A 12,447-nucleotide genomic window follows, 5' to 3' on the forward strand; every position below is an offset into this window, starting at 1 on the left:
GCGTTGATCCGGCTGCCGGTTTTTCTTTCAGTGCAGGACATACCTCATGTGATGCAGGCACATGGGAAGCGGCTTGACGCGGTCACAAAATCAGACAGGCGCCGACAATTCGGGCCTGTCTGATTTGATTTCGAGGGACTATTCGGTTTTGAAGCCTGCGCGACTCCAGGCAAGATAGCCGCCTGCCAGTGCCCGGACATCCCAGTATCCGTGGCGTTGCAGGTAGGAAGCCGCGATATTGGAACGGTAGCCCGAGGCGCAGTAGAGGATATGGTGAGCATCCTCGGGCAGATTGAACTTGCCTGCAAGAATGTCGCTGAGCGGGATGTGGACAGCGCCTGGAATTCTGCCGCCCGCAACCTCGCCCGGGGTGCGGACATCCACCAGGCTGAGCGGCTTGTTCTGCTCCTGACAGGTCTGGAGTTCCTGTGCTGAGTCTATTGCCAGCTTGTCCACAGGGCGGCCGCTGTAAACCCAGGACTGGATGCCGCCGGACAGGTAGCCGAGAATGTTGTCGTATCCGATGCGGTGGAGTTCCGTGCGCATGCGGTCGTAGTCATTTCGGGACGCCACCACAAGCAGTAGGTCCGCATCAGGCTCCACCACCATGCCGACCCAATTGGCCAGGCTGGCTTCGAAGCCGATGTTCAGTGAACCGGGTATATGGTAACCGGCATAGGCGGCGGCATCGCGCACATCGATGACTATGGCCCCTGTCTGCATTTTTTCCTCGAACCGCATGGGTTCCATGGACATGTCCATGGGGCATCGTTCCAGCAGGGGAGCACCCGCAGCATTGGTGGAGATGATGTGGGTGAAGCTTTTGGGCCGGGCCGGGAATTCCTGGCTCATGGCGAGACGGAATTCCTCGAAGTTCTCAAAGCCGAGCATGGCATTGTGGCGTCTTTCGAATCCGAGAGTGGAGCTGGGCTTGGAGCTCATGCCGCGTCCACAGAGGGAACCTGCGCCATGCGCGGGGAAGATCTCAAGGCTGTCGGGGTATTTCTTGAACTTGACGTAGAGGGAATTCCAGAGATTGGTGATCTGTTCGTCCAGCCTGGCATCGCCCACCAGGTCCGGGCGACCGATGTCATTGACGAACAGCACGTCGCCTGTGAGCAGCATCCATGGTTCATTGCCGCGGGTCAGGTCGGTGATCAACAATGACAAAGCGTCAGGGGTATGGCCCGGGGTGTGCAATACTTCCAGTGTGGCCGTGCCCACGGTCAGCTTTTGTCCTTCGGAAAGCGGTGTGAAACCGTAACTGACTGGTGAGGTTTCATAGAGCATGATGTCGCAGCCGGTATGGGATTTGAGCTCCTGGGCACCGGATACGTGGTCTGCATGGACATGGGTATCGATGACATGGATGATCTTCATTCCCTCTTCACGGGAAAGGTCCAGGTAGTCCTGCACGTCGCGTTTCGGGTCCACGACAATCATTTCACCTGCGGCGGGGCAGCCGATGACGTAGGAAAAACAACCAAGTCCGGGCGTGGTGATCTGTTTGAAATACATAGAGACTCCTTAGGGTATCCTCTTCTTGCTTCCGTAAAGGATAAGGACAAAGGGGTCTCTATGCAACATGTGATCACCTATTTAAGTGCGTCCGCCTGTGTGTTGAAGCGTCCGGCCAGGTCTTCCATGATCTTGGCAGCCGTACCGAAGGCTTTCAGCTTTTCTTCGGGTTCGTTCAGGACTCGGCGATAGGCCCACTGGGAGAGATAGAACACCTCGGATTCGGTGCAGGTCTGACAGACCTGCTTGAGGTGGGTGACGATTTCCGCCTTGGTTCTCTCCCGGAGCAAAATGGCTTGTTTGAGTCTTTCACCGGCTTCAGCGGTGTTCTTTTCGTCGGATATGGCGGTTTGCAACTGGCTGTTGGCGCGTTCCACCGCCTTGGATGCGCGGCGGTATTTGGCCGCCATTTCCGTAATGCCGGGATCATCGGCAATGGCCTGGAACAGTTCCGCCGTGCGTTCGATCCTGCGGCTGTTGAGCCGAAGCATGGACTGGATTTCCTCGTTGGTCAGGGTGCGCCGTTCTTTGGAATCTCCGACCACGTATTCGCGCTCGGAGTTTGCGGCGGTATCCACCAGATGGACCATGAAGGCCTGAGCATAAAGATTGTATAGGGTCTCGAGCATGGCTGGATTGAACGCGTAGTCGAGTACAATTTTTCTGGCTCCCTGAATATCGTCGCCGGTCACGGCAAAGCCGTCCAGTTCCCGTCCGTAATACTTGTTCAGCGAAATGATCGAGGCCAGGGAATCCGGCTTGCCCTTGCTGTTGCGCGGCTGAAAACGGTGCAGCAGGTAGTCTGCCAACGACTCGACAAAGGTGAAGGTGATCATTTTGTCTTCAGCCACCTCGATGGTCTGTGGCTCCTCTTGTTCGACCACCGGTGCGGGCGGAGTGGTGTCCTTGGATTCAGCCGTGGACGGAGCGTAATCGGGTTTGGCGTCCTGGCCTTTATTCACCCAGTCCGGCGCTTGTGCCGGCGGGGCGACGGGTTGGACTACTTCCGCCATGTTTGGCGAGTCTTCGTCAGGTTTGTCGAGCAGAAGGTATGCACCAATACCCAGCACCGCAGCGCTGGCGATCAGTATGATGGCGGTTCTGTATTCTTTCATGGTTGTATCTCCTGATTGATAACTGCCTGATTATGCTTCACGTTTCCATGCGTATTCGTTTTTTGGGTCGGCATTTACACAGGTCAGATTGATGTCTCGCAACAACGACCAATAGGTGGTTCCCTTGACGGCCTGTTCGCACATGAGGCGCATGTGCGAGTAGTATTCGAGCAGGGCTACCATCCTGTCGAGTTCAAGACTACCCTGTGCGCCTGTTCTGAGCAATTCATCTTTTAGGTCGTGATATTGGTCCTCAAGCTGGTGCATCGACTTGCCGATATCCACGAATTCTGGAGAGCAGGGCGTGTGCGCTATGTTGAGGATATCCTTGACTTCCCGCCGAAATGCCCGAGCTGATACGGCAGCGACTCCCGGCAGTTGGTGGTCGATGAAAGCATATTGTTGGGACACTTCGGTGATGACGTTCAGCGTTTTTTGAAAATACTGGATAACCCTGAGGACCGCCGGCATCTTGATGGCCACCGGTGCCGGCAGATCCAATTGCTGGACCTTTACGCAAAAACTTCGAATGGCGATGATCAGGGTGTCGATTGCGGTCCTGTCCTTGATGAAATCCTTATGTCGGAATTTGGAAGTCAGCGCTTTCTGGCAGGTCTCCCGGGTCATTTCGCCGAGGCGGCCCAGCTCCATGAACAGGGCGTCAATGGCCAGCGAGGGGGCAGAAAGCACGTTGTCATCCAGATATCTCGGTTTGCCCAATTCGGTGACTTCCCGGCCGATGTGCCGGTCGAGAAAGGCGACCAGTCTTGAGGTGAAGGGCAGGAATATGGCGACGCCGAGCAGGTTGAAGGCCGTATGGAACAGGGCCAGGGCCGTGGCCAGATCATAGTTTGGAGACAGCGAGGCCAAGGTGTGGACCCCTTTGAGGAGCAAGGGAATGAACATGATGGCAATCATGCCCGTGACAAGGTTGAAGATGATGTGGGCGGCAGCCACCTTCTTGGCATTATAGGTTGCACCCAGTACGGAAAACAGGGCTGTGGATGTTGTGCCGATGTTGGTGCCGATGGTAGCTGCGGCAGCGCTTTCCAAGGTGACGATACCTGACATGGCTGCGGTCAGGACCAGGGCCATGGCTGCGCTGGAGCTTTGCATCAGCAGGGTCAGCGTTGCGCCGATGGCGACGAAAAGGAGGATGCCGGTCACTCCGCCGATGTTGAAGGCCGACAGGTCGACCACATTGCCGAAATCCTGGAAGGTCGTTTGCAGGATCTCGATGCCGAGAAAAAAGAGGCCGAAGCCGGTCAGGGCATCTCCGAAGTGTATGCGGCGAGTGTCTGCTCCGGTAAGTCGCAACAGGGCGCCCAGGCCGATGAGCGGCAGGGCCAGGGCCTTGACGTTTACGCTGATGCCCACAGCCGCCACTATCCAACTGGTCACGGTGGTGCCGATGTTGCTGCCGAAGATCACGCCTACGGATTGGGGCATGGTCATGAGGCCTGCGTTGACGAAGCCGATAACGGCCACGGTGATGGCGCTGGAGGATTGGACCAGGGCTGTGACCATGAAGCCGGAAAAAAGTCCGCGCAGGGGCGTTTTGGTCCATTTGCCAAGGATGTTGCGCAAGGCATTCCCAGCAGCACTGCGCAGCCCCTTGGTCATCAGTCTCATGCCGAGCAGGAAGAGGCCGAGGCCGCCGAAAAGTCCAGTGAGGGTGGAAAAAAACATCTTCTGAAAGCAACTCCTTAGAACTATACGATATGACGCTCATAGTTTGCCGTTAAGGCAAAGTAAACAGATTTCACATGACGGTGTTGTGGCAAAGATGCCGGTTGGGAGTGGAGCACCTTTGAATTATGGATGCGAATTGAAATTGGGAACGTCCCGCAGCAGTAATTACTGCTGCGGGACGTTCCGGTTTATAAAGCTTCTAGTTGGGTCAGGAATATATACGATGACTGTCGACGTATACGGTGAAACTGTCCCTTCTGATGCGCCCGATCAAGGTGATGTCATTGCGTTGGGCAAAGGAGATTCCCGCACTGGAGGCTGCGGAAAAACCGCACAAAATCGGAATATTCGCCATGGCCGCTTTGACGGTCAATTCCTGAGCCAGGCGGGAGGTGAGCATGGCGATGTCGGCGTCGGCCAAGGCTCCCCGCGCTATTGCCTTGCCCACGGCCTTGTCAAAGGCACAGTGTCGGCTGACGTCTTCGCCGTAGGCAACCATATGGCCGTTTCTGTGGAACAGGGCCGCCGCATGAGTGGAGCCGGTGCTGTGGTACAACTTTTGCCGTTCCTCGAATTGGTTTCTCAGGAGGAACAGCTCTTCCGGATGAATGCGGAGATGCGCATCGATCGGAAGAATGCAGTCCTGGCGACGATATTGTTTAAGCGAAACAACGGCCTGATCCTTGTCGTTGCCGGTGAACTGGATGCCGAGGAGGTCATCGACGGATTTGATCAATCCAAGGGAAAAAAGATGGCCGGTTATGAGGTGAATGTCATCGCCGGGCGTGCGCGCGATGACGATCTCGGGATGGCCGGAGAGGTGGATGTGCAGAGGTGCCTCCACGGCCACCATGTCTTTGCTTTGAATGAGCCTGCCGTCAACATAGCGTTTCAGCATGGTGGAGCTGACCAGCTTGATGGCTGGTTCATGGCCTGCATCACGATATGACTGCTCCCGGTCGGCGGGACCGGTGGGGAGACGGAGAAGGGGCTGTTGCAATGTGGACATATATGCTCCCTGACTAGGTGCCCAAGCTGTTCCAGATGGTCCTGGCCATTGGCATGAGCCCCTGGTCCTGAGCGTGGATATCCAGATGGATCAGGCCAATGTGGATCGTGTCCAGATCGGGCAATTCAGCGCATTCGCGCAGGTCAATGCCAAGGATGTAGGTGCCGCATGCTCCGCATGCCTCGATCCGTTCATGGGAACGGTTGTCCACGGTGAAGATGTCCCTGGTGTTGTTTTCATCGTTGCCGCAGGCGGGACAGCCGTTGCGTTTGAACCGCCAGTCGTGGCCGCACAGCGAGCAATGCAGATACTTCTTGCCGCCGCCACCCACAAGCTGGTCCAGCTCGGTCGTTTCCTTGGGGGAAAGATAAGCGATGGTCGGGGTGGAGCCGCAGGCCGGACAGGAACCGTGCTCCCAATGCAGCTCGGAAAGGGACTCGCCCAAGCTGCCGACTATAGCACGAAAGACAGGCCCGAAAACGGTCTCTGAAATATACAGCAGGGTTGCGGGTTTGATGTTGAGCTGTACGGAGGTGTTCTCAAAGTGTTTCCAATTGCCTTCAATCAGCGCTTGGGCAAGTCCCGAAATATGTTCAGGATGGTCCAGGTACGCCTGTAAGGCGTTCATGTCGTTCGTATCAAGTTGGAGTATCTCTGCCACGATCGGAAGCAGTCGGCCGATCGATGTCTGCATCAGATCGGTCCACGGCGTGCAGTCCATATCAGCCAAGATCGGGACACCGGCCGAAAGCCGTGAGACGTCCATGGCGGGCGCTTTGATGTTGGCGGTCGTCAGTTCGTCCATAAGCAGGGCTTTCTCCAGCAGCAGCGGGCCGAACCGTGTGGTCAGTTCGCTGTATGCAGGTGAGCGTTTTTGTATCGCTTCGAGAGTGGAGTTGACCGTTTTCGAGTGCATAGTGTGCTCCGTGTTGCCGCCTCATGGCCGGAGCGCCCTGATTGGGAGCGCTCCGGCCTTTTCTTGCGGAGAGGCTCTAAAGGGTTAGGCCTTCATTGCCTTGAATGGTCTTGCCAGTGTGGCGAGGAATTGCTTTTTCGACATAGGGCCTACAGAAGCGTCTGCAACTGAGAACTCATGATAGTTCTTGGGCTCGTCGATCAACAGATAGATGACGTTGACGTCTTCCGGATCGGCAAGCATCGCCTTGGGCCAGTCCTTTTTCAGGGTGGCCAGTCTTTTTTCAGCAAGTTTGAGCATGTCCTCGCGCTCACCGAACTGCATGGTGCCGGTGGGACAGACTTTGACGCACGCCGGAATCATGCCGTTGTGAATGCGCTCGTTGCACATGGTGCACTTGGACATGAGGCCGGTTTCATCGTTGCGCCTGGGGATGTTGTACGGACACGATTCCCTGACCTGTTCCGCCTGTTCCTTGTCGAATCCCTTGGTCTTGTCGGTGAAGACAACCGCTCCGGTCTTTTCGTCCTTGAGGATGGCGCCGTCGATGTAGATGTCGCCGGTCTCCTTGCAGGGCGGGACATCGCAGTGACGGCACTGATCCGGGAAGAAGTTCCAGCGAATGGTGCCGGATTTGTCCATGTAGTCGTGGAATCGGACAAGTTTGTAGTTGTTGGGATTGAGGTCCGGCGGATTTTGATGGCTTCCCCATTGTTTCGTCTTGTTGGCGGGAAGTTCGTGCCATTCCTTGCAGGCCAATTGGCAACCGCGGCAGGCTGTGCAGCGGGAGGTATCTATCAGTATTGTCTTGGGCATGTGGGTCTCCTTAACGTGCTATTTCTGTGAGCTTATCCGTTTTGCGGATGTTCACGCAGCACGCCTTGTATTCCGGTATGGTGGTGTTCGGGTCTCCGACCGACGGGGTGAGTCGGTTGGTGGAGTCTCCGCTGCCGGGCGTTGTCCAACCGAAACAGTATGGCATGCCGATTTCGTGGATGATCTTGCCGTGGATCTTGAGCGGGCGCATGCGCACCGTGACCATGGCAATGGCCTGGACCTTGCCGCGGATGGATTCGACAATTACGCCGTCGCCATTTTCAATGCCCTTGATCTTGGCCAGTTCCGGGCTCATTTCAACGTAGAGCTGGGGTTCAGCCTCAAGCAGGTTGGCAACGTTGCGGGTTTCTCCGCCGCCGCACCAATGTTCGGTCAGGCTGTAGGTGGTCAGCACGATGGGGTAGTTCGGGTCCGCAGGCTTGGCCAGGATATCCGGTGCACTGGTGGTGAACTTGTAGACCGGGCTCGACAGCTGTTTGGAGAACAGGTTCTTGTTTATCGGAGTTTCGGCGGGTTCGTAGTGCTCGGGGAATGGGCCGTCCATGCGGCCGGGGCCGAACAGATGTCCCATGCCATGCGTTTGCATGATGAACGGCAGTTTGCCCTTGCCCGTGGAGAGAGGCGGCCATCCGCCATCGGGTACGTCACCAATCCATTTGCCGTCCTTCCATTCGATGACGGCTTTTTCCTTGTTGTAAGGCTTGCCGTCGAGATTCACGGAAGCGCGGTTGTACAGGATTCGTCTGTTGACGGGCCAGCACCAGGACCAGTTGGGGAACAGGCCGATCTTGGCCTGCATGGGGGTCTGCTCGGCTGAGCGGCGCAGGGACTTGTTGCCGTCTTCTTCGGTCCAACTGCCGCAGTAGAGCCAGTTCAGGCTGGAGGTGGAGCCGTCATCCTTGAGGTCCACGAAGGAAGGAACCTGTTGGCCGCGTTTGTAGAGTTTTCCCTTGACCTCCGTATCTTTGGTGAAGCGGCCGTTGATGCGCTGGCACAGATCTTCGGGGTCGTACTTCTCGGGCCAGTCGAGATTGAGCAGGGGCGCGGCAAAGGTGCCGCCATCCTTGCGGTACATCTCACGGATGGAGTTGAGAAGGGGGACGTACATTTCGCCGAAAGGGCGTGTTTCGAACTGCGGCGGCACGCACTGGTGATGCCAGAGCACCCAGCGGCCCGAGTTGGTCACCGAGCCGGATTTCTCCATTCGGTGCGCCGAAGGCAGCAGGAACATTTCGGTCTTGACCGTTTTGGGATCAACGTCGGGACGGTGCCAGTTTTCGGTGGTTTCAGTGCTGTGCAGCTCGGCACAGACGCACCAGTCGAGTTCGTCCATGGCCTTGCGGACCTTGTGCGTGTTGGCCACGGAGTTCATGGGGTTGAGCCCCATGAAGAAACCGCCCTTGATCTCGCCGCGGTACATGCGGTCGAAGAGGTAGAGGTAGGAGTAGTCGTGACCCTTTTCGATCTTGGGCAGCAGGTTGTAGCAATAGTCGTTGTCGGCAGTGGCTTTGTCGCCGAACCAGCTTTTGAGCAGGCTGGTCATGTAAGCCGGTTTGTGCTGCCACCAGTTGGCAGATTCCGAGTCATGGCTGACCGGAGTGTTGTCCTTGTTGTACTCTGCGAGCGTCTGCCATGGGGCCGCAGGCATGGCCATGTAGCCGGGCAGGATATGGTAGAGCATGGCGTGGTCCGTGGAACCCTGCACGTTAGGCTCACCTCGCAGGGCATTGATGCCGCCGCCTGCGATGCCGATGTTGCCCAACAGGAGTTGGATGATGCCCGATGTGCGGATGTTCTGTACGCCCACGGTGTGCTGTGTCCAGCCCAGCGCATACATGACGGTTCCGGCCTTGTCCGGTCGACCGGTGGCCGAAAAGGTCTTGTAGACCTTGGTCAGGATTTTGGGGTCCACGCCGGTGGTCTGGGAGACCTTGTTTACATCGTAGCGAGAATAGTGCTTCTTGAGCAGCTGGTAGACACAGCGCGGGTCCTTAAGGGTCTTGTCGCGCTTGGGTTTGCCGTCGGCATCCATCTGGTAGGTCCAGGAGGATTTGTCATAGGTCCGGGTCGCGGAATCGTAGCCTGAGAACAGGCCGTCTTTGAAATCAAAACCCGGAGCGACCAGCAGTGAGGCGTTGGTATATTCGACCACATATTCTTTGAAGAAGCGCTCGTTTTCAAGGATGTACTTGATCATGCCGCCCAGGAAGGCGATGTCCGTGCCTGAGCGAAGCGGGACATGGAAGTCCGACCGCGCAGATGTGCGGGAGAATTTCGGGTCCACATGCATGACGGTGGCGCCTTTGTCCTTGGCACGCAGCACGAATTTGAAGGAAATGGGATGGTGTTCGGCGGCATTGCTGCCCATAATAAGGATGGAGTCGGCGTTGGCGATGTCGGTCCAATGGTTGGTCATGGCGCCTCGGCCGAAGGATTCGCCCAGGGCGGCCACGGTAGAACTGTGGCAGACGCGCGCCTGGTGATCCATGAAGACGATACCGAGGCTTCGGGCGAACTGATGGGTCAGTGCACATTCTTCATTGGAAGCATGCGAAGTTCCCAGCAGGAACATGGACTCGATGCGGTTGACGGCCTTGCCGTCCTTGTTGTTCAGGATGAATTCCTTGTCGCGGGTCTCCTTGACCCGTTTGGCGATACGTTCAATCATCCAATCCCAGCCCTTCTCTTCCCACTTGTCGCTGTAGGGAGCTCTGTACAAGGGCTTTTGCAGCCGATGGTGGCTGGTGGTCATTGTGAGCATTGCCGCACCCTTGGCGCACAATGAACCTTCGTTGACCGGGTAGTCCGGGTCACCCTCGGAACTGACCAGCTTGCCATCTTTGACGTAGCCTATGACATTGCAACTTACGGAACAAAAAGGACATACAGTCAGAATTTCTTTTGCGCCGGATATCTTGAGTCCCCCGGCATAGGCCCGCACGGGAGTCAGGTTTATCCCCAACTGACTGAGTGTGAGACACGCAGCTCCAGTGCCTGCGAGTTTAAGAAAGTTACGGCGATCCATTTGCATAAGGATGCCTCCTTGTGTTTTGCCGTGTCGCTCATTGCACGGACATGATGAGAAAATATTGTCGAGCTTCATTAAAATATCATAAAGACAAATGATTACAATGTGTTCATTTAAGCAAGGGGGGTGTTTTTGGATGTTTTTGGTGTCAATGCGTGGTAGTGAGTGGGCACAATTTATATATAGATTTGCTAAATAATAGGGATTTATAAAATCTATCATATTATTTTTAACATACTGAAAAACAAGGTTTTGCAACTAGTGTTAAATCGTTGTTAAGTATTCAAATTGCGCGATGAAATATACATGGCTGTCGACCGTGCATAAGGTGTCGGCCGGAGCACGGGGGGAGAGCATGTCGTCCTGAGCGAGGTGTGAATCTTTGGAAATGAAGGGGCGCTGGCGGAAGTAGGGGGGAAAGCAAAAGAAAAGGGTCGCATCTTTCGATGCGACCCATTGGTTCTCTTGGCTCCCCAGCACGGACTTGAACCGCGAACCTAGTGATTAACAGTCACCCGCTCTGCCAATTGAGCTACTGGGGAACATTTCTCGCCGAAGCGAGATGAGTGTTTAAACAAATCGATTGTGCCGGTCAAGCAAAAAAAGTGGACTTTTTCAGGAAAATGCAAAAATGTAGTGGCCAGGGCATAGTGTGTCCATTTTCTTGACGGGAAGCGTTATATGGCTTACGCATTCAACGTCTCTCGTATTTTTCTAGACTTTCAGAGGGACAGGGAAAAAAAATTGGGACAAGACACAAAAAATAATAAGAAAATCAAGCTTGCAACCAAGTCGGTTCACGCCGCTCGGTTTTTGCCCATGCTTGAGGCCCTTCAGGCCAAGGACGAGTTGAATTCCGTTATCAAGACTCGCGTTGAAAAAGCGTGCCTTCTTCTGGATGAAAACATAGACCTCTATCCTAACGACTTCCGACGCGATAACGAGATAGATGCTATCTTGAAGGAGCATGGCGGAACCGACGGAGAGGTTTTGGAAAAAACGGACTTCGAGTTCACCATTGCGGGCCGTGTCGTTTCCTATCGTTCTTTCGGTAAGGTCACCTTCTTTCACATGCAGGACCGGGGCGGTAAGATTCAGGTCTATGCCGCCAGGGACGAGCTTGGCACTGAAGCGTACCAGCTGTTCAAGAAGACGGACATCGGCGATATCGTCGGTGTGACCGGTTGCTTGTTCAGGACAAAGACCGGCGAACTGACAATCAAGACCCAAAAGTTCCGGCTGCTGACAAAGTCCATGCGGCCTTTGCCCGAGAAGTACCACGGGCTCAAGGACGTCGAGACACGGTATCGTCAGAGGTACGTGGATCTGATCGTTACGCCGAAGACCAAGGAAATATTCAAGGCCAGGACTGCCATCATCCGTGAATTGCGTGATATCCTGGATGAAAAGGGTTTCATGGAAGTGGAGACTCCCATGATGCAGGCCATCCCCGGCGGAGCAACGGCCAAGCCGTTCGAGACGCATCACAATGCCTTGGACATGAAGCTGTACATGCGTATCGCGCCCGAGCTTTATCTCAAGCGGCTTCTGGTGGGCGGGTTCGAACGCGTTTACGAGATCAATCGGAATTTTCGCAATGAAGGCACATCCACACAGCACAATCCCGAATTCACCATGCTCGAATTCTACTGGGCGTATGCCACATTCGAGGATTTGATGGATCTGACCGAGGAGATGTTTTCACGCATTGCCGAAAAGGTCACAGGTTCTCCGGTCGTTCCGTATCAGGGGGCGCAGATTGATCTGTCCGTCGGTGCTTGGACGCGGATGCCTTTTCATGAGTCCCTGGAAAAAATCGGCGGTGTTCCGGCCGAGGTCTATGCCGACTACGACAAGTGTAGCGCCCTGGTGAAAGAGAAGGGCGAAAAGGTCGTTACGGGCGAAAAGCTCGGCAAGCTTCAGGCCAAACTCTTTGATATCCTGGTCGAGCCAAAGCTTGTCCAGCCGCATTTTATCTACCACTATCCCACGGATATATCTCCGTTGTCCCGGCGCAACGAGAACAACCCCGACATAACTGATCGCTTTGAGCTGTTCATGACCGGGCGCGAGTTGGCGAATGCCTTTTCGGAACTCAATGATCCTGTTGATCAACGCGGTCGTTTTGCGATTCAGGTGGAGGAAAAGGAGGCAGGCGACGAAGAGGCCCACTTCATGGATGAGGACTATGTCCGCGCCCTTGAGTACGGTATGCCCCCCGCCGCAGGACAGGGCATCGGCATCGATCGCCTTGTCATGCTGCTGACGGACAGCGCGTCCATCCGTGAGGTCATCCTGTTTCCGTTGCTCAGGCCGGAGGCCGGTTAGGCTC

Annotated in this window: 8 protein-coding genes and 1 tRNA gene; 1 reads left to right on the forward strand and 8 read right to left on the reverse strand. The window is 55.5% G+C overall.

The features are described from left to right. Nucleotides 1-138: 138 nt before the first annotated feature. The 8 genes from DWB63_RS06805 to DWB63_RS06840 all read right to left on the reverse strand — a co-directional run bounded on the left by DWB63_RS06805 (nt 139) and on the right by DWB63_RS06840 (nt 10,657). Complete coding sequence (locus tag DWB63_RS06805) at nt 139-1,518, reverse strand: MBL fold metallo-hydrolase (RefSeq protein WP_128328059.1); 1,380 nt, start codon at nt 1,516-1,518, stop codon at nt 139-141. A 77-nt stretch (nt 1,519-1,595) separates the two neighbouring features. Further along, on the reverse strand, nt 1,596-2,633 hold the full coding sequence (locus DWB63_RS06810; RefSeq protein WP_128328060.1) for a hypothetical protein: 1,038 nt from the start codon (nt 2,631-2,633) through the stop codon (nt 1,596-1,598). Nucleotides 2,634-2,663: 30 nt separating this feature from the next. Then, nucleotides 2,664-4,322: a Na/Pi symporter gene (locus DWB63_RS06815; RefSeq protein ID WP_128328061.1), complete on the reverse strand. Its 1,659-nt coding sequence runs from the start codon at nt 4,320-4,322 to the stop codon at nt 2,664-2,666. 211 nt (nt 4,323-4,533) lie between these two features. Then, complete coding sequence (locus DWB63_RS06820; RefSeq protein ID WP_128328062.1) at nt 4,534-5,334, reverse strand: formate dehydrogenase accessory sulfurtransferase FdhD; 801 nt, start codon at nt 5,332-5,334, stop codon at nt 4,534-4,536. A 13-nt stretch (nt 5,335-5,347) separates the two neighbouring features. Continuing rightward, nucleotides 5,348-6,250 carry a formate dehydrogenase accessory protein FdhE gene (locus tag DWB63_RS06825; RefSeq protein ID WP_128328063.1) on the reverse strand — a complete coding sequence of 301 codons (903 nt, stop codon included), beginning with the start codon at nt 6,248-6,250 and terminating at the stop codon, nt 5,348-5,350. An 84-nt stretch (nt 6,251-6,334) separates the two neighbouring features. Next, nucleotides 6,335-7,066, reverse strand: coding sequence for a 4Fe-4S dicluster domain-containing protein (locus DWB63_RS06830; RefSeq protein ID WP_128328064.1), 732 nt, complete (start codon nt 7,064-7,066; stop codon nt 6,335-6,337). A 10-nt stretch (nt 7,067-7,076) separates the two neighbouring features. Beyond that, the gene (gene fdnG / locus DWB63_RS06835; RefSeq protein ID WP_128328065.1) at nt 7,077-10,118 is read right to left on the reverse strand and encodes a formate dehydrogenase-N subunit alpha; all 3,042 of its coding nucleotides are present in this window, start codon (nt 10,116-10,118) and stop codon (nt 7,077-7,079) included. Between the two features lie 463 nt (nt 10,119-10,581). Then, nucleotides 10,582-10,657: transfer RNA gene (locus tag DWB63_RS06840), tRNA-Asn, on the reverse strand. Nucleotides 10,658-10,934: 277 nt separating this feature from the next. Here DWB63_RS06840 and lysS point away from each other — a divergent pair. Further along, nucleotides 10,935-12,443: a lysine--tRNA ligase gene (gene lysS / locus DWB63_RS06845; protein ID WP_128328066.1), complete on the forward strand. Its 1,509-nt coding sequence runs from the start codon at nt 10,935-10,937 to the stop codon at nt 12,441-12,443. The last annotated feature ends 4 nt before the right edge of the window (nt 12,444-12,447 follow it).

The sequence above is a fragment of the Pseudodesulfovibrio sp. S3 genome (assembly GCF_004025585.1).
In the GTDB taxonomy this organism is placed as follows: Bacteria; Desulfobacterota; Desulfovibrionia; order Desulfovibrionales; family Desulfovibrionaceae; genus Pseudodesulfovibrio.